The sequence below is a fragment of the Variovorax boronicumulans genome (genome assembly GCF_019352895.1).
Taxonomy (GTDB): Bacteria; Pseudomonadota; Gammaproteobacteria; order Burkholderiales; family Burkholderiaceae_C; genus Variovorax; species Variovorax boronicumulans_A.
This window is the reverse complement of sequence record NZ_JAAAFX010000008.1, coordinates 98,972-115,970: the sequence shown is the minus strand read 5'-3', so window position 1 is coordinate 115,970 and position 16,999 is coordinate 98,972. Positions and strand designations below refer to the sequence as shown.

Sequence of the window (16,999 nt, the reverse complement as noted above, 5' to 3'; positions counted from 1 at the left end):
ATCGGCCGGGCCGAGCGCCTAGAATTTCGGCAATGAAACCCGTCGCGTACACCCGAGCCCAGGCGCTGCCCGCCATCCTCTCCCAACGCATCGCCATCCTCGATGGCGCCATGGGCACGATGATCCAGCGCTTCAAGCTCACGGAAGCGCAGTACCGCGGCGAGCGCTTCAAGGACTTCGAGCGTGACGTGAAGGGCAACAACGAGCTGCTCTCGCTCACGCGGCCCGACGTGATCTCCGACATCCACGAGGGCTACCTCGCGGCCGGTGCCGACCTGATCGAGACCAACACCTTCGGCGCGACCACCATCGCGCAGGAGGATTACAAGATGGCGCACCTGGCGCGCGAGATGAACCTCGCATCCGCGAAGCTCGCGCGCGCGGCCTGCGACAAGTTCAGCACGCCGGACAAGCCGCGCTTCGTGGCCGGCGCTCTGGGCCCGACGCCCAAGACCGCGAGCATCAGCCCCGACGTGAACGATCCCGGCGCGCGCAACATCGACTTCGAATCGCTGCGCGCGGCCTACTACGAGCAGACCGAGGCGCTGGTCGAGGGCGGGGCCGACGTGATCCTGGTCGAGACCATCTTCGACACGCTCAACGCCAAGGCCGCGCTGTTCGCGGTCGACGAGTACTTCGACAACTCGGGCCACCGGCTGCCGCTGCTGATCAGCGGCACCGTGACCGACGCCTCGGGCCGCATCCTCAGCGGCCAGACCGTCACCGCCTTCTGGCACAGCGTGCGCCATGCGCGCCCGCTGGCGATCGGGCTGAACTGCGCGCTGGGCGCGGCGCTGATGCGGCCCTACATCCAGGAACTGGCGCGCGTGGCCGAAGACACCTTCATCAGCTGCTACCCCAACGCCGGCCTGCCCAACCCGATGAGCGACACCGGCTTCGACGAGACGCCCGACGTCACCTCGCGCCTGCTGCACGAGTTCGCGGCCGACGGCCTGGTGAACATCGTGGGCGGCTGCTGCGGCACCACGCCCGACCACATCGCGGCCATCGGCAAAGCCGTGGCGCCGCTGCCGGGCCGCACGCTGTTCTACCGCGAAGCGGCCTGAAGCCGATCGCGGCGGGCCGGGCGGTTGGCGCCTCGGCCGATTGACAGCGCTTCGGCGCGACGCCTACCCTGCAAGGGAAGGAATCCCGACATGATGAACAAGCTTGCCTGGCGCTGGATCGGCATCGGCTCGATCGCCCTCTCTCTTCCGCTCGCGGCCGCCGCGCAGCAGGCCTTCACGCGCGGTGCGCTGAACCTGCGCGCCGGCCCGGCGCCCGACTATCCGGTGGTCGCCACGCTGGGCGGCGGCCAGCCGCTCGAGGTGATGGGGTGCACCAACGGCTACAGCTGGTGCGACGTGGTGCTGCCCGACGGGCTGCGCGGCTGGGTCTACGCGCCCAGCCTCGACTACGCCTACGAACAGCAGCGCGTGCCGCTCGCCACCTACGGCGCGGTGATCGGCGTGCCGATCGTGGCCTTCACGTTGGGCAGCTACTGGTCGAATTACTACCGCGACCGGCCCTGGTACGGCGACCGCCGCTGGTGGGGCCAGCGCCCGCCGCCGCCGGTGCAGGGCTGGCGCCCGCCGCCCCCGCCGCGGCCCGAATGGCGGCCCAACCCGTGGCGCCCCGGCGGCCCGGGGGGGCCTGGCCCCGGCTTTCGCCCACGTCCCGATCCGCGCCCCACGCCCGGCCCGGGTTTCCGGCCGCCGCGCGACGACGGCTTCCGGCCCCGGCCCGATCCGGGCGTGCGCCCTGGCAGGCCGCCAGGACCTCGCCCGGAGGTCCGGCCGGACCGGCCGCGCCCGCAATCCAACGGGGGCCTGTACATCCGGGGGCAGGGCGGGCCCCGTGAAGGTGGGGGCGGCAGGCCGCAAGGCCCGGGGCGGGGCGGCGACCACCGGGGCGGTGGCGATCACCGCGGCGGCGGCGAGGGCCGCCACGGACGCTAGGTCTTTTCAGCCTTTTCGGCTTTTGCGCTCCCCTTGTCGCGCGCGATCAGCGCGACGAAGCGCTGCGCCCCCAGTCCCAGCGGCCGCTCGCGCGACCACACCACGTCGACCCACAGGTCCAGCCCGTTGCTCAGGTTCTCGAACGGAATCTCCAGCAGCGCGCCGGCCGCCACGTGCGGTTTGACGAAGTTGCGCGGCAGCCAGCCCCAGCCCAGGCCGGCGGTGAGCAGGCTCAGCGCGGCGAGTGCGTTGTCTGTGCGCCAGACATGGCGGCCGAACACGAAGCGCGGGTCGCTGGTCGCGAGGTCGCGGCCCGCCACCACGATCTGCCGCGTGTTGTGCAGGTGCTCCTCGCGCAGCCGCCCGCCGGCCGCGGCCAGCGCCGGATGGTCGGGGGCCATCACCGCCACCATGGTGTCGCTCGCGACTTCCTGAAAACCTTCGCGGCCGTCCAGGCTGGGCCGCTCGAACACCACCGCGAGCTGGGCGCGCCCTTCGTGCAGCAGCGCCAGCGCGTCGGCCTGGGGCGCGGCCAGCACCTCCACTTCGAGCAGCGGGTATTCCTGCGCCAGCGCGGCCAGGGCGCCGCTCCACGGAGCGGCCAGCAGTTCGGGCGCGATGGCCAGCGTCAGCCGGTTCTCCAGGCCCTGGGTCAGCGCCAGCGCCTGCACCTCGAGCTGCTTGAACTGCGCCGCCAGCAGGCGGGCCTGCGGCTCGAGCGAGCGCGCGGCGGCCGTGGGCCTGGGCTCGCGGCCGCTGCGATCGAACAGGGGCAGGTCGAGTTCGGCTTCCAGGCCGGCGATCGCCATGCTGACGGCCGAGGGCACCCGCCCCAGCGAGCGCGCGGCGGCCGAAAAGGAGCCGTGGTCGAGCACCGCCAGGAAGACCTGCAGGTTGTCGGAGGAAAAAGCCATGGGCGGCCGACCTGTCAATTCAACTGATAGAAGATGACTTTATATATCAGAAAGAGACACATAAAGTCCAGACCTGTTCACCGTTTCTATTCGAGGTTTCTCATGCAAGGGCTCAAGCGCCGCGTCGTCTACATCACCCTCTACGAGGGCATCGCCATCGTGGCGGCCAGCATCGGCCTGGCCCTGATGTCGGGCCAGGGCCTGGCGCATTCGAGCGTGCTGTCGGTCATCGCCTCGGCCATCGCGGTGTGCTGGAACCTGACCTTCAACTGGCTGTTCGAGCGCTGGGAGTCGCGCCAGGTCGTGCGCGGGCGCAGCCTGCGCCGCCGCATCGCCCACGCCATCGGTTTCGAGGGCGGCCTGATCGCCTTCCTGGTGCCGGCCATCGCCTGGTGGCTGGACATCAGCCTCTGGGCCGCGCTGGTGATGGACCTGGGCCTGGTGGTCTTCTTCCTGGTCTACACCTTCGTCTTCAACTGGGCCTTCGACACCCTCTTCGGCCTGCCGGCCTCGGCCACCGATCCCAAGGGCGCACCGCAGCCGGCCTGAAGCCGCAGGAACGGCCCCCGGTCGCGGGTCGTGCAACACTCGCCGCATGTCTTCTTTGGAATGGGCCGCGTCCGCCCTGCAGGCGTTCGATGAGGTGGTTCAGGCCAGCGAGGGTTTCCGCGGCCGCGAGGGCCAGCGGCGCATGGCCGAGCAGGTGGCCAACACGCTGGGTGCCGCCACGCTGGGCAAGGTCGATGACGACGAGGCGGCCCCGCCGGTGCGCGCCATCGCCGTGATCCAGGCCGGCACCGGCGTCGGCAAGTCGCTGGCCTACTGCGCACCGGCCATCGCGCTCGCGCTGGCGCGCAACACCCGCGTCGTGATCTCCACCGCCACGGTGGCGCTGCAGGAGCAGCTGGTCCACAAGGACCTGCCCGCGCTGGCGGCGCTGCTGTCGCAGCCCTTCCGCTTTGCGCTGGCCAAGGGCCGGGGCCGCTACGTGTGCCAGCAGAAGCTCGAGCGCCTGACGGGCATGGTCGGCGAACTCGACGAGGAAGACGACGAGGAGGGCGGCTACGACCTGTTCGCCGACGAGCAGGCCCACGAGGCCGCGGCCCGCGCCACCCGTCCCGCGCACGAGGTCGAGGCGCGGCTCAAGTTCTACACCGGCATCGCACAGACCCTGTCGACCGGCGCCTGGGACGGCGACCGCGACACGCTGGCCACGCCGCCCGCGGCCGAAGCCTGGCTGCCGATGGCGGCCGACGCCGCCTCGTGCAGCGGCAAGCACTGCCCCTCGTTCAACCAGTGCGTGTATTACGAGCGCCGCAAGGCGCTGGTCGGCGCGCAGGTCATCGTGGTCAACCACGACCTGCTGCTCGCCTCGCTGGGCAACCGGCAGCTGCCCGAACTCGACAACTCGCTGCTGGTGCTCGACGAGGCCCACCACCTGCCAGCCACCGCGCTCGCCCAATTCGGCTGCCGCATGGACCTGGGCCAGCACGCCTGGGCCGAGCGACTGGCCCGGCGCGCGGTGCGCGTGGGCGTGCGCTTCGAAGTCACCGAGGTGGCCGACATCCCGACCCACGCGGCGCAGATGCGCCAGGCGCTGCAGGACACCGAGCGGCTGGTGATGGACCTGTACGGCGACGCCCTGCGCGCCGGCCTCGACGGCCCGGCCGCGCGCGGCCCCGCGCGGGCCCGGCTGCCGCTGGGCGCGCTGCCCGAGGTGCTGCAGGGTCCGCTGGGCCGGGTGGCGCATCACGCCTCGGGTTTCCTGGAAGCGCTGCGCGTGATCGCCAACGCCCTGCGCGCCGAGATGCGCGAGCAGCCCGCCATGGCGCGCAAGCTGTCGACGATGTACGCCCAGCTCGGCGCGCTCGCGCCGCGCCTGGAGCAGATGCTCGACACCGCGCAACTGCTGCTGCGCGATGCCGCGCCCGACGCGGTGCCGGCCGCCAAGTGGTTCACGCTCGAGGTCTATGGCGACCGCGAGGTGCTGCAGGCGCACGCGAGCCCGCTGCTGCCGGGTGCCACGCTGCGCCATCAGCTCTGGAACAAGGTGCGCGGCGCGGTGCTGACCTCGGCCACGCTCACCAGTTGCGGGCGCTTCGACTTTTTCCTGCGCGAGTCGGGCCTGCACGGCGACGAGGCCGCGACCACGCTGGAAGTGCCCAGCCCCTTCGACTACGCAGTGCAGGGCCGGCTGATCGCGGTCGAGACCCGGGCCGATCCGCGCGACGCTGCCGGCTACGTGGCCGAGATGGTGCAGGCCCTGGTGCGCGACCTGGCCGATGTGCGGCACGGCGCGCTGGTGCTGTTCACCTCGCGCGAGCAACTGCGGCTGGCGGTCGAGGCGCTGCCCATGGCGCTGCGCCCGCGCGTGCTGCTGCAGACGGCGCTACCGCGCCAGCAGTTGCTGGCCACGCACCGCCACCGCGTGGGCGAGGGCCTGCCCTCGGTCATCTTCGGCATGCAGTCCTTCGGCGAGGGGCTCGATCTGCCGGGCAAGCTGTGCGAATCGGTGTTCATCGCCAAGCTGCCCTTCGCGCCGCCCGACGACCCGGTGGGCGAGGCGCGCGCCGAATGGCTGCGCACCGTGGGCCGCGACCCCTTCACCGAACTGGTGGTGCCCGCCACCGCGATCCGCCTGGCGCAATGGGTGGGCCGCGCGATCCGCAGCGAGGACGACCGGGCCAGCGTGTACTGCTACGACCGGCGGCTGGTGCGCACCTCGTACGGGCAGCGGCTGCTGCAGGGGCTGCCGCCGTTTGCGTTGACGACGGTGCGGGCGGGGGAGGCGGCGGGGGAAGCGGCCGCGGCTTGAGATATTTCTCCCTCTACGCAGGAAAGTGGAAGGAGGGTCATGCCGTGTTCGCGCGGTGGCCGTTTGGCTGTTCACTCCCTCTCCCTCTGGGAGAGGGCAGGGGTGAGGGCGTCAGCCTCACATCACGCGTGCCTGATCCACCGCCCATGCCCTCACCCTGCCCTCTCCCAGGGGGAGAGGGAAAAGAAGAATGCACCACGCGCGCGTCCACGTCGGTGGGCGGCATGCCTTGGGGCGGCTGTCGAGCCTGCGGCGAGCACCGCAGCGGCGGGCGGATCAGGGCCGCGCATGTTTGAGCGCAGCGAGTTTGCGCGGACCCCGCCCGGCGCGAGGCGCAGCAGCGAAGTCCGAAGGACCGCAGGCGTCTGCCGCCCCAAGGCATGCCGTCCGCCGACGCCCCTCGACCGATGCACCCCAAGCCACCGCCCATGCCCTCACCCTCCCCTCTCCCAGAGGGAGAGGGGAAAGAAGGCCCCCGCTGCAAGCCCCTCATCTGCCTCACACCCGGAATCCCGCCTAAAATCCCCACCCCCGAGGAGCGTTGCAGCGGCCGGCTTCACAGCCCCGCCAGGCTCGGGTCTGTCCCCGCAACGACGCTCACCTGAACCTTGTGCATCCAGGTGAGTTCCATGTCCGTTCCTTCCCCGTCCGTCGCTACCGCCGAAACCGTTCCCCCGATGAAGCTGTCGGGCCTCGAGCCCGTGCTGATCGGCGACGGCACGCTGTTCGTCAACATCGGCGAGCGCACCAACGTCACCGGCTCCAAGGCCTTCGCGCGGATGATCCTCAACGGCCAGTTCGAGGAGGCCCTGGCGGTCGCGCGCCAGCAGGTCGAGAACGGCGCGCAGGTGATCGACATCAACATGGACGAGGCCATGCTCGACAGCAAGGCCGCGATGGTGCGCTTCCTCAACCTGATCGCCTCGGAGCCCGACATCGCGCGCGTGCCGATCATGGTCGACAGCTCCAAGTGGGAGGTGATCGAGGCCGGCCTGCGCTGCATCCAGGGCAAGGGCATCGTCAACTCGATCAGCATGAAGGAGGGCGAGGACCAGTTCCGCCACCATGCCAAGCTGCTGCGCCGCTACGGTGCCGCCGCGGTCGTGATGGCCTTCGACGAGAAGGGCCAGGCCGACACCTACGAACGCAAGATCGAGATCTGCGAGCGCGCCTACCGCATCCTGGTCGACGAGATCGACTTCCCGGCCGAGGACATCATCTTCGACCCCAACATCTTCGCGGTCGCCACCGGCATCGAGGAGCACAACAACTACGCGGTCGACTTCATCGAGGCCACGCGCTGGATCAAGCAGAACCTGCCCGGCGCCAAGGTCTCGGGCGGGGTGTCGAACGTGAGCTTCAGCTTCCGCGGCAACGACCCGGTGCGCGAAGCCATCCACACCGTGTTCCTGTACCACGCGATCAAGGCCGGCATGGACATGGGCATCGTCAACGCCGGCATGGTCGGCGTCTACGACGACCTCGAACCGGTGCTGCGCGAGCGCGTGGAGGACGTGATCCTCAACCGCCGCCCCGACGCCGGCGAGCGCCTGGTCGAAGTCGCCGAAACCGCCAAGAGCGGCGCCAAGGACGAGAGCAAGCGCAACGACTGGCGCGGCACGCCCGAGGCGCCGGTCACGGTCGGCGCGCGCCTGAGCCATGCGCTGGTGCACGGCATCACCGACTTCATCGTCGAGGACACCGAGGAGGCCTACCGCGAGATCCTGGCCAAGGGCGGCCGCCCGCTGCATGTGATCGAAGGGCCGCTGATGGACGGCATGAACGTGGTCGGCGACCTGTTCGGCGCCGGCAAGATGTTCCTGCCGCAGGTGGTCAAGTCGGCCCGCGTGATGAAGCAGGCCGTGGCTCACCTGCTGCCCTACATCGAGGAAGAGAAACTGCGCGACGAGGCCGCCGGCCGCGACGTGCGCACCAAGGGCAAGATCATCATCGCCACCGTCAAGGGCGACGTGCACGACATCGGCAAGAACATCGTCACCGTCGTGCTCCAGTGCAACAACTTCGAAGTGGTGAACATGGGCGTGATGGTCCCGTGCCACGAGATCCTGGCGCGCGCCAAGGTCGAGGGCGCGGACATCGTGGGCCTGTCGGGCCTGATCACGCCGAGCCTGGAAGAGATGCAGTACGTGGCCGGCGAGATGCAGCGCGACGACCATTTCCGCATCAAGAAGATCCCGCTGATGATCGGCGGCGCCACCACCAGCCGCGTGCACACGGCGGTGAAGATCGCGCCGCACTACGAAGGCCCTGTCGTCTACGTGCCCGACGCCTCGCGCAGCGTGAGCGTGGCGCAGTCGCTGCTGTCCGACCAGGCGACGAAGTACATCGACGAGCTCAACGCCGACTACGACAAGGTGCGCCACCAGCACGCCAACAAGAAGCAGGTGCCGCTGTGGCCGCTGGCCAAGGTGCGGGCCAACAAGACGCCGATCGACTGGTCGAACTACACGCCGCCCGTGCCCAAGTTCATCGGCCGGCGCATCTTCAAGAACTACGACCTGACCGAGCTCGCGAAGTACATCGACTGGGGCCCCTTCTTCCAGACCTGGGACCTGGCCGGGCCCTTCCCCGCGATCCTCAAGGACGAGATCGTCGGCACCGAGGCCGTGCGCGTCTATGCGGATGGCCAACGCATGTTGAAGCGCCTCATCGAGGGCCGCTGGCTCAGCGCGAGCGGCATCGTCGGCTTCTGGCCGGCCAACACCGTCAACGACGACGACATCGAGCTCTACACCGACGAGACCCGCAGCGAAGTCGCGCTCACCTGGTACGGCATGCGCCAGCAGACCGAGAAGCAGGTGATCGAAGGCGTGATGCGCCCGAGCCGCTGCCTGGCCGACTTCGTCGCGCCCAAGGACAGCGGCCTGAAGGACTATGTCGGCATGTTCGCCGTGACCGCGGGCCTGGGCGTGGAGAAGAAGGAGAAGTACTTCGTCGACGACCTCGACGACTACTCGGCCATCATGCTCAAGGCCCTGGCCGACCGGCTGGCCGAGGCCTTCGCCGAATCGCTGCACCACCGCGTGCGCACCGACCTCTGGGGCTATGCGGCCGACGAGGCGCTGAGCAACGAGGACATGATCGCCGAGAAGTACCGCGGCATCCGCCCCGCGCCGGGCTACCCGGCCTGCCCGGACCACAGCGTCAAGCGCGCGATGTTCGAGGTGATGCAGTGCGCCGACATCGGCATGACGCTGACCGAGAGCCTGGCGATGACGCCGGCCGCCAGCGTCAGCGGCTTCCAGCTGAGCCATCCGCAGGCGGTCTACTTCAACGTCGGCAAGATCGGCCACGACCAGCTGGCCGACCAGGCCGCGCGCCGCGGCCAGCCCGAGAGCGAGCTCGAGCGGCTGCTCGCGCCCAACCTCTGAGCCTTGTTCCGACGGGGCTTGCAAGCCCCGGCTGACGCGGCACGCGTGCGGGGGCGTCCATGCTGGCGCTGTCGCGCCGTTGGCGGCGTGCAGCCAAAGGACACAAGTGATGGACAGCTTTTCTTCTTCCCCATCCTCCCCGGAGACACCCGTGCGTCCCGGCGCGCCCAAGGCGCTGTGGGGCGTGATCGGCGCCCTGGCCGTTGCCGTGGTGGCGCTCGGCGGCACGCTGCTGTACCAGCGCGGCGGCGCCTCTTCGATTGCCTCCGCCCCGCCACCGGCCGCCGTGGCCCCCTCGCAGCCCCCGCAAGGCCCCGCCGACGGGGGGACGCCCCCCATGGCTGCGATGGCGCCTGAACCGGCCCGCGCGCCCGTACCCGCGCCGCTGCCCGCGCCTGCCCCCGTGGCCCAGGCCGTGATGCCACCTCCGGCGGTCGGCAATGCCGCCGCGCCTGCGCCCGTGCGCCGCGCCGCGCCGGTCTGCACCGTCTGCGGTCGCGTCGAGTCGGTCCAGGTCGTGAAGCGCGCGGCGCCCGCGACCGGCGTCGGTGCGGTGGCCGGCGGCGTGCTGGGCGGCGTGATCGGCAACCAGTTCGGCCATGGCGGCGGACGCACCGCTGCCACGGTGATCGGCGCGGTCGGCGGCGGCTATGCGGGCAACGTGGTCGAGAAGCGCGTCCGCACCGAGACCTTCTACCAGGTGCGCGTGCGCATGGACAACGGTTCGCTGCGCACGGTCGAGACGCGTACCGCGCCGCCCATCGGCAAGCCGGTCACGCTCAAGGGCCAGGTGCTGCGCCCGGCGGATGGGCGCACCTGAGCCTCAGCGACGTGCCGCTGCCTTGCGCCGCCGCGGCGCCTTCGCCAGGTCGCGCGGCGTGAGCACGAAATCCTCGTTGTCGCTCAGCTGCGCCGCCGCTAGGTCGATGAAGGCCCGCACCCGCGCTGGTTGGGCCACGCGGCTGCCGTAGTAGACGTAGAGCCCCAGATGGTTGGTGACGTGTTCGGTCAGCAGCGGCAGCACCTGGCCTGAGCGGATCAGCGGTGCCGCGGTCGCGCCCACCAGCTGGCCGACCGCTTCCCCGGCCACCACGGCCTGGGCCTCCAGGTCGATGTCGTTGGTGCAGAACACCGGCGCGATGGCGCGCGACACGATCTCCTCGCCGACCTTGAATTCCCAGGGCATCACCTTGCCCGTGGCCGGATGCCTGAAGCCGCTGCAGCGGTGCCTGGCGAGGTCGTCGATGTGCGTCGGCGTGCCGAAGCGCGCCAGGTAGGCCGGCGCGGCGCACACCACCAGCTGCACGGGCATGAGGCGGCGCGCGATCAGTCCGTCCTGCGGCGCGCTGCCCACGCGAAAGCCGATGTCGACCCGCTCCTCGACCCAGTTGCCGACGCGGTCGTCGAGCTGCACGTCGGGCTCGATCTGCGGATGCCGCCGGCAGAATTCCTCGAGCACCGGCCACAGGATGCGCAGCATGGTCGCGCGCGGCGCCACGATGCGCAGCGGGCCGGCGATCTCCTCGCGCCCGCGGCGTGCGCCCTGCAGCGCGCGCTGCAGCGTGCTCAGGCCGGGCTGCGCGGCTTCGAGGAACTGGCTGCCTTCCTCGGTCAGGCTCAGCTTGCGCGTGGTGCGGTGGAACAGCCGCACGCCCAGGTGCGATTCGAGCTGCGCCAGCGCCTGGCTCGCGGCCTGCGGCGTGATCGCCTGCGCGGCGGCGGCCTGGCGCAGGCTGCCCAGCTCGGCGGCCTGGATGAAGGTGGAGATCGCGCGCAGTTCGTTGAAGGCCATCGCTCGATTATCACGATTGCCTTGTGAATGAAGCGTGTGAATGTGGGCTATTCGGATGCGGTTCCAAAACCTACATTGGCCTCACTGCAACGTTCTTCCACCTCTGCATCGAAGGAAACCGACATGACTGCCACCACCACCACCACCGAATTCCCACGCGTCTGGATGATCACCGGCGCCTCTCGCGGCCTCGGCGCCCGCATGGCCGAAGCCGCGCTCGCCCATGGCGACGCCGTGGTCGCGACGGCGCGCGACGCGGCCTCCGTCGCCCAGCGCTTCGGCGACCATCCGGGGCTCCTGGGCGTGTCGCTCGACGTCACCGACGAGGCGCAGATCGCGCAGGCCGTCGAGGCCGCGCTGGCGCGCTTCGGCCGCATCGACGTGCTGGTCAACAACGCCGGCTTCGGCCTGCTGGGCGCGGTCGAGGAGGCCACGGCCGACGAGGTGCGCAAGCTCTACGAGACCAACGTGTTCGGCCTGCTGAACGTGACGCGTGCCGTGCTGCCGTCGATGCGCGCGCAGCGGCGCGGGCACGTGCTCAACCTGTCCTCGCTCGGCGGCCACCAGTCGGGCCCGGGCTTCGGCATCTACTGCTCGACCAAGTTCGCGGTCGAGGGGCTGACCGAGGCGCTGCACAAGGAGCTGGCGCCGCTGGGCATCCACGTCACGGCGGTGGAGCCGGGCTACTTCCGCACCGAGTTTCTCGAGGGCAATTCGCTCACCGTCTCGCCGCGCCTGATCGCGGACTACGAAGGCACGGCGGGCCAGGTGCGCGTGGCCGCGCGCGCGATCAGCCTGAACCAGCCGGGCGATCCGCAGAAGCTGGCGCAGGCCGTGCTGGCGCTGGTCGGCTCGCCCAAGCCGCCGATGCGCCTGCCGCTGGGCACCGACACGCTCAAGGTCATCGGCGACAAGATCGCCTACCTCGAGCGCGAGACCGCCGAGTGGGCCACGGTGGCGGCATCGACCGACTACGCGCCGGCCTGAGGAGGCACCGGGCTGTTCCGCGGATCGCACATCGTCACGCCGGCCGCGGTCCGCCTCACCCTCGCCCAATGGTGCATTTGCATCATTGCGAACGGCGTCGTCGTTGCAAATACTTTGCCCCACATCAATCAACTCATCGGGGATGCAATGAACGATTCGGCCAAGCGGTTTTTGACGGTGTCTTTCCTGGCATGCAGCGTGTTGGCGCTGGCGGCCTGTGGCGGCGGGGGCTCCGACGACAGCGACAGCAGCACGCCCTCGGGCGGCTCCAGCAGCTCCGGCTCCGGTTCCGGCGCGGGAACGGATGCGCTGGGCTATTCGAAAGTCTCCTACCAATACAGCTGCCAGGGCGTGCCGGGGACGAAGACCATCGAGGTCAGCAACGGCCCCTGCATCACGCAGCAGAAGGCTTACATGAAGGCGACGACGTGCAACGAGCCCGATGCGAACTACTCGTTCAACACGGTCGGCAAGCCCTTCTACCAATGCGCGGTGAACAACACGACCGATGCCAAACTCAAGACGTACTACCAACAGTACCTGACCTTCTACAGCAAGTGACCGGCCCAGGGACCGCCCTGCCGAGCCGGCGGCCGGCTATCCTGCGGCCCGCATCCTCGGTGCGGTCGCATCGGCGTCGTTGAACAGCCGCTCGCACGCGAAGTCGACGAAGGCCCGCACCTTGGGCGACAGCTGCCGGCTCGACGCCCAGAGCGCCGAGAACTGGCCCTGGCGCACCACGTGCGGGCCCAGCACGCACTGCAGCTCGCCACGGCCCAGCGCATCGCGCGCGAGGAAGTCGGGCATGTAGGCCACACCCAGGCCGGCCACGGCCGCGCCGAGCATGGCTTCCATGTTGTTGGTCGCCAGGCACAGCGGCAACTGCGCGGGCAGGCCGGCCAGGTCCCATTCCTCGATCCGGCCGTCGGTCACGAACTTGTAGCGCAGGCAGAAGTGATGCGCGAGGTCGGCCGGCGTCTGCGGCACGCCGGCGCGCGCCAGGTAGGCGGGCGAGGCCACCAGCACGAAGTTGAAGGGGCCGAGCCGGCGCGCCACCAGGCCGGAGTCGACCAGCTCGCCGCTGCGGATCGCCACGTCGACGTTCTCGGCGATCACGTCGACCAGCCGGTCGTTGAAGTCGAGGTCGAGCTCGATCGCCGGATAGCGCGCCTTGAACTCCGGCAGCACCGGCAGCAGGAAGCGGTAGCCGATGGTCGGCAGGCTCACGCGCAGGTGGCCGCGCGGTGTGGCGACCGCGTCCTGCATCATCGCGTGCGCATCGTCGAGCTCGTCGAGGATGCGGCGGCAGCGTTCATGGAACAGCGCGCCTTCGGTCGTGAGCCGCACCTGGCGCGTGGTGCGGTGGAACAGGCGCAGGCCCAGCTGCGTCTCGAGCCGCGCCACGTTCTTGCCCACGGCCGAGGCCGAGATGCCCAGCTGCCGGCCGGCGCCCGCGAAGCTCAGCAGGTCGGCCGCCCGCACGAAGGATTCGAGTCCGCTGAAGCTGTCCATGGGTGCGAGAGGATTGGCAACCTGAGGTTGGGGGTGTGAGGAATCGGGCCGCTATTTTCATTGCATTGAATCCTTTCTATCTTCTCCCCACGCCCCGGTCGGGCGTTTTCGGTCCGTCATTCCGTCCCCGCGTGAAAGCTCAGCGATGTCTGCCCCTTCTTCCTCCTCCTCTTCCGCCGCCAGGAACTGGCTGCTGGCCGCCGTCTGCCTCGCCGCGCTGGGCATGCCGCTGAGCTTCACCGGCCCGGCCGTCGTGCTGCCCGCCATCCACGCCGCGCTGGGCGGCAGCCCGGTGCAGCTCAACTGGGTCACCAACGCCTTCATGCTGAGCTTCGGCGCCACCCTGCTGGCGGCCGGCGCGCTGGCCGACGCCTTCGGGCGCAAGCGGGTCTTCCTGCTCGGGCTGGCGGTGGTGGCGCTGAGCTGTTCGATGCTGACCTGGGCACCGGGCATCGTGGCCTTCGACCTGGTGCGCGCGCTGCAGGGGCTGGGTTCGGCGGCCGGCTTCGCGGCCGGCACGGCCGCGCTGGCGCAGGTGTTCGACGGGCCGGCACGCACGCGGGCCTTCAGCCTGATCGGCACCTCCTTCGGCGTGGGGCTGTCCTGCGGCTCCATCCTCTCGGGCTGGCTGGCCCAGACCTTCGGCTGGCAGGCGGTGATGCTGAGCCCGGGCGCGGTCAGCTTGCTGGCGCTGTGCATCGCCGCGCCCGGCATGCGCGAATCGCGCAACCCGCAGGCCCAGGGGCTGGACCTGCCCGGCGCTTTGAGCTTCACTGCCGCGCTGAGCCTGCTCACCTTGGGCGTGCTGCAGGCGCCCGACAGCGGCTGGGGCAGCCCGTGGGTGCTGAGCGCGCTGGCCGCTGCGGCGCTGACGGGCGCAGCCTTCGTCGCCATCGAGCGGCGCGTCGCGCATCCGATGCTCGACCTTTCGCTGTTCCGTTTTCCACGTTTCGTCGGCGTGCAGCTGCTGGCGGCGGCGCCGGCCTACGGCTTCGTGGTGCTGCTGGTGCTGCTGCCGCTGCGCTTCATCGGGCTCGAAGGGCGCAGCGCGCTGGAGGCAGGCGGCTTCATGTTCGCGCTGTCGGGGCCGATCCTGGTGGTGCCGACGCTGGCGGCCTGGCTCGCGCAGCGCCATTCGGCCGGCGTGCTGTCGGCGCTGGGTCTGCTGATGTGCGCGGCCGGCCTGTTCTGGCTCAGCCGTTGTGCGCCCGGCACGCCGCTGCAGGGCATGGTGGGGCCGCTGCTGCTGATCGGCGCGGGCATCGGCCTGCCCTGGGGCCTGATGGACGGCCTGGCCGTGAGCGTGGTGCCGCGTGAACGCGCGGGCATGGCCTCGGGCATCTTCAACACCGTGCGCGTGGCGGGGGAGGGCATCGCGCTGGCGCTGGTCGGCGCGGGGCTGACGGCGCTGGTGGCGCGGCAGCTGGGCCATGTACCGGGACATGCCGCGCAAGCCGCCTCGCAGGCCGCGCAGCGCGTGACCACCGGCGACCTGTCGCAGGCCCTGGCGCTGTTGCCGGGGCTGGGCCGTGCCGAGCTGCTGCAGGCCTACGGTGCGGCCTTCGCGACGCTGCTGTGCGTGCTGGCGGCGGTGACCGTGTTGACGGCGCTGGCGGTGTTCGCCTTCCTGCGGGACGAGCAGCAGCCGTGCGCGGCCGCGGCCTCGGCATCTACCGCCTGACCCCCTTGGTGGTCGACGGGATGAATCGTGCGCGACACGAGGAACGTGCCCCGTGTGGCCGGGCTGCAGCGCTCAGAGTCCGATCGTCAGGCGGGCCAGCGGGACCTTCTCGGCCACGCCGAATTCGAGCGTCGATGCGTCGATCTCCTTGGGCGAGCGGAACGTGCCGAACATCCTGTCCCACACGGACAACAGCACGCCGAAATTGCGCTGGTAGTGCGCCGGCTGCTTGCTGTGGTGGATCTCGTGGCTGCGCGGCGTGACGATCAGCCAGTCGAGCGCGCCCAGCTGCCAGCGCACGTTCATGTGCATCCAGGAGTTCGTCAACGCGTTCATGACGAGCAGGCCGCTCGCGATCCACCAGGGCGAGACGTCGATCAAGGGGCTGGCAAAGATGTAGGGCAGGTTGAACAGCGTCTGCTGCAGGATCGAACCGCGGGTGCCGGACAGCCAGTACACGCGGTCCGGCATGTGATGCCAGCGGTGCACCCGCCAGAGCCAGGGGAGGTGGACCAGCCGGTGCATCCAGTAGGCACCGAAATCCGCCACGACCAGGTACAGCAGCAGCCGCGCCCACAGCGGCCATTCGCCCAGCAAGGCGGGCCAGGGTCCGCGCAGGCCGATCCACCGATTGAGGAAATGCGCCGCCTGCGCCACGACGGCGACATAGAACAGGGCGGCGAGCACGTCGCGCAGCACGATGGCGCGCCGTGGCATGGGCCGCGCCCCCCAGCGCAACTCCACGAAGCCGAAGCTCAGGATCAGGCCGATGAACAGGATCCCGTAGAACAGGAACGGGTTGGTAACGAATATCGACACGACCGACACCCCGCTTGGTGATGAGTTTCCGTGCAATCGACAGTGGAACGGCCCCGACCCCCCTCCACACCCGCAGGCGGCAGGGGCCAAGGTCGCACCGCAGGCACATCGCAACTCCCGTGCCATTTGTCGATGGACCGGCGGTGGGGCTGCCTTCGCGGCGAGCGATCTTAGCCGGAGGTGACGGCGGTCGCCATGGCACGACGGGCACAGCGACAGCTCCTCTTCGGAGCGCGGCAACATGTGGAAACCTGCTGCCGATACCCGCCGGCACTCCCGGCGGGCGCTTTCGTGCAAAGTGCAGTGCTATGTTCAACACCACGTCCTCGACGACCGTTTGCGCGGCTTGCGGCCGGAAGAACCCTGCCAACGCCCGCTTCTGCGTGGCGTGCGACGCCCGGCTGGGCGCCGAGCCCTCGATCGGTGCCGCCGCCGCGCCCGTGCCGCCCGACGGTCCGCACGATGCGTCGCACGCCGTGCCGTCGCGGCCGGCCGCGTTGGACGCATCGGCGGCCGCCGACACCGGGGCAATCTGGGTCAAGCTCTGCATCGGTGGCCTGGTGGTCCTGCTCGGCTTCATGGGCTGGGCGCTCTACATGCTGACGGACAGCAAGGTGCCGCAGCAACTGCCGACCGGCCAGAGCGCCGCGGTCCCCGAGGTGCCGGCGATACCATCGCCACCCGCATCGCCACCCGCATCGCCGCCGCCGCCGGTTGCCACCGCGCCGGCGCCATCGCCTTCACCGCCCCCGGCGGCCCGGCCCGCGACTGCCGGCGCTGCGGTCGCGCCGTCCGACGTGTTCCCCTACACGCCGCCCACGGCCGCGCAGCAGCGGCGTGCCGCGCGTGCGCGCTCCCGGCCGGCACCGGTCGATGCGGTGGCGCCAGGGGGTGAAGCCTCCGCCGGCGCCTGGGTCGAGCCCTCGCGGCCGCCCGCGGTGACTTCGTCGCCGACCTACCGCGACGACGGGCCGCCAATCGTGCCGGGCCCCGGGCCCGCCGTGGGCGACGCCACCGTTCCCGCCGGTGTGCGCGGCACGGCACGGCCGGCCGATCCGGGGCCGCCCGTGGTGGACGGGCCGGGCCCGCACTACGATTTCTCGACGCCCGGCGCGCGCGGGCGCTAGGG

14 protein-coding genes and 1 riboswitch are annotated in these 16,999 nt (G+C 70.6%); of the genes, 10 read left to right on the top strand and 4 right to left on the bottom strand.

From position 1 onward, the window contains the following. The first annotated feature begins 32 nt into the window (after positions 1–32). The gene (locus K0H49_RS18820; RefSeq protein WP_219215726.1) at positions 33–1,067 is read left to right on the top strand and encodes a homocysteine S-methyltransferase family protein; all 1,035 of its coding nucleotides are present in this window, start codon (positions 33–35) and stop codon (positions 1,065–1,067) included. Positions 1,068–1,157: 90 nt separating this feature from the next. After that, positions 1,158–1,958 carry an SH3 domain-containing protein gene (locus tag K0H49_RS18815; RefSeq protein WP_257624996.1) on the top strand — a complete coding sequence of 267 codons (801 nt, stop codon included), beginning with the start codon at positions 1,158–1,160 and terminating at the stop codon, positions 1,956–1,958. Here the strand turns inward: K0H49_RS18815 and K0H49_RS18810 are convergent. Further along, entirely contained in the window at positions 1,955–2,872 is a 918-nt protein-coding gene (locus K0H49_RS18810; RefSeq protein WP_219215724.1) for a LysR family transcriptional regulator, read from the bottom strand. The two genes, K0H49_RS18815 and K0H49_RS18810, sit on opposite strands and share 4 nt — an antisense overlap. A gap of 102 nt (positions 2,873–2,974) precedes the next feature. Between K0H49_RS18810 and K0H49_RS18805 the strand changes: the two genes are divergently transcribed. The 4 genes from K0H49_RS18805 (at position 2,975) to K0H49_RS18790 (ending at position 9,899) form a co-directional block, all read left to right on the top strand. Next, on the top strand, positions 2,975–3,421 hold the full coding sequence (locus tag K0H49_RS18805) for a PACE efflux transporter (RefSeq protein ID WP_219215722.1): 447 nt from the start codon (positions 2,975–2,977) through the stop codon (positions 3,419–3,421). Between the two features lie 46 nt (positions 3,422–3,467). Beyond that, positions 3,468–5,687, top strand: a complete 2,220-nt coding sequence (dinG, locus tag K0H49_RS18800) for an ATP-dependent DNA helicase DinG (RefSeq protein WP_219215721.1) — start codon at positions 3,468–3,470, stop codon at positions 5,685–5,687. Positions 5,688–6,216: 529 nt separating this feature from the next. After that, positions 6,217–6,293, top strand: a riboswitch (S-adenosyl-L-homocysteine riboswitch). A 23-nt stretch (positions 6,294–6,316) separates the two neighbouring features. Continuing rightward, positions 6,317–9,079, top strand: coding sequence for a methionine synthase (metH, locus tag K0H49_RS18795; RefSeq protein WP_219215719.1), 2,763 nt, complete (start codon positions 6,317–6,319; stop codon positions 9,077–9,079). A gap of 151 nt (positions 9,080–9,230) precedes the next feature. Then, positions 9,231–9,899 (top strand): glycine zipper 2TM domain-containing protein, encoded by a 669-nt coding sequence (locus K0H49_RS18790; protein WP_374122380.1) that lies wholly within the window; start codon positions 9,231–9,233, stop codon positions 9,897–9,899. 3 nt (positions 9,900–9,902) lie between these two features. Here the strand turns inward: K0H49_RS18790 and K0H49_RS18785 are convergent, their stop codons facing one another. Continuing rightward, a complete protein-coding gene (locus K0H49_RS18785; protein ID WP_219215715.1) occupies positions 9,903–10,871 on the bottom strand; it encodes a LysR family transcriptional regulator in 969 nt (322 codons plus the stop codon). 123 nt (positions 10,872–10,994) lie between these two features. Between K0H49_RS18785 and K0H49_RS18780 the strand changes: the two genes are divergently transcribed. Both K0H49_RS18780 and K0H49_RS18775 read left to right on the top strand, forming a co-directional pair. Beyond that, positions 10,995–11,858, top strand: coding sequence for an oxidoreductase (locus K0H49_RS18780; protein WP_257624995.1), 864 nt, complete (start codon positions 10,995–10,997; stop codon positions 11,856–11,858). Between the two features lie 147 nt (positions 11,859–12,005). Further along, a complete protein-coding gene (locus K0H49_RS18775) occupies positions 12,006–12,419 on the top strand; it encodes a hypothetical protein (RefSeq protein WP_219215714.1) in 414 nt (137 codons plus the stop codon). 36 nt (positions 12,420–12,455) lie between these two features. Here K0H49_RS18775 and K0H49_RS18770 read toward each other — a convergent pair whose 3' ends face one another. Beyond that, the gene (locus K0H49_RS18770; protein ID WP_219215712.1) at positions 12,456–13,370 is read right to left on the bottom strand and encodes a LysR family transcriptional regulator; all 915 of its coding nucleotides are present in this window, start codon (positions 13,368–13,370) and stop codon (positions 12,456–12,458) included. A 145-nt stretch (positions 13,371–13,515) separates the two neighbouring features. Between K0H49_RS18770 and K0H49_RS18765 the strand changes: the two genes are divergently transcribed. Beyond that, the gene (locus K0H49_RS18765; RefSeq protein ID WP_219215710.1) at positions 13,516–15,051 is read left to right on the top strand and encodes an MFS transporter; all 1,536 of its coding nucleotides are present in this window, start codon (positions 13,516–13,518) and stop codon (positions 15,049–15,051) included. Positions 15,052–15,123: 72 nt separating this feature from the next. Here K0H49_RS18765 and K0H49_RS18760 read toward each other — a convergent pair whose 3' ends face one another. Next, positions 15,124–15,870 (bottom strand): sterol desaturase family protein, encoded by a 747-nt coding sequence (locus K0H49_RS18760; RefSeq protein WP_219215708.1) that lies wholly within the window; start codon positions 15,868–15,870, stop codon positions 15,124–15,126. 308 nt (positions 15,871–16,178) lie between these two features. On the opposite strand from K0H49_RS18760, the gene K0H49_RS18755 reads away from it, so the two are divergent. Then, on the top strand, positions 16,179–16,997 hold the full coding sequence (locus K0H49_RS18755; protein WP_219215706.1) for a zinc ribbon domain-containing protein: 819 nt from the start codon (positions 16,179–16,181) through the stop codon (positions 16,995–16,997). Positions 16,998–16,999: the final 2 nt, after the last annotated feature.

Excerpts from the sequence above, each read along its gene's own strand:
- K0H49_RS18755 (WP_219215706.1), top strand. The coding sequence starts at position 16,179 with ATGTTCAACACCACGTCCTCGACGACCGTTTGCGCGGCTTGCGGCCGG.
- K0H49_RS18765 (WP_219215710.1), top strand. The coding sequence starts at position 13,516 with ATGTCTGCCCCTTCTTCCTCCTCCTCTTCCGCCGCCAGGAACTGGCTG.
- K0H49_RS18820 (WP_219215726.1), top strand. The coding sequence starts at position 33 with ATGAAACCCGTCGCGTACACCCGAGCCCAGGCGCTGCCCGCCATCCTC.
- K0H49_RS18775 (WP_219215714.1), top strand. The coding sequence starts at position 12,006 with ATGAACGATTCGGCCAAGCGGTTTTTGACGGTGTCTTTCCTGGCATGC.
- metH (WP_219215719.1), top strand. The coding sequence starts at position 6,317 with ATGTCCGTTCCTTCCCCGTCCGTCGCTACCGCCGAAACCGTTCCCCCG.
- K0H49_RS18780 (WP_257624995.1), top strand. The coding sequence starts at position 10,995 with ATGACTGCCACCACCACCACCACCGAATTCCCACGCGTCTGGATGATC.
- K0H49_RS18805 (WP_219215722.1), top strand. The coding sequence starts at position 2,975 with ATGCAAGGGCTCAAGCGCCGCGTCGTCTACATCACCCTCTACGAGGGC.
- dinG (WP_219215721.1), top strand. The coding sequence starts at position 3,468 with ATGTCTTCTTTGGAATGGGCCGCGTCCGCCCTGCAGGCGTTCGATGAG.
- K0H49_RS18785 (WP_219215715.1), bottom strand. The coding sequence starts at position 10,871 with ATGGCCTTCAACGAACTGCGCGCGATCTCCACCTTCATCCAGGCCGCC.
- K0H49_RS18815 (WP_257624996.1), top strand. The coding sequence starts at position 1,158 with ATGATGAACAAGCTTGCCTGGCGCTGGATCGGCATCGGCTCGATCGCC.
- K0H49_RS18810 (WP_219215724.1), bottom strand. The coding sequence starts at position 2,872 with ATGGCTTTTTCCTCCGACAACCTGCAGGTCTTCCTGGCGGTGCTCGAC.
- K0H49_RS18770 (WP_219215712.1), bottom strand. The coding sequence starts at position 13,370 with ATGGACAGCTTCAGCGGACTCGAATCCTTCGTGCGGGCGGCCGACCTG.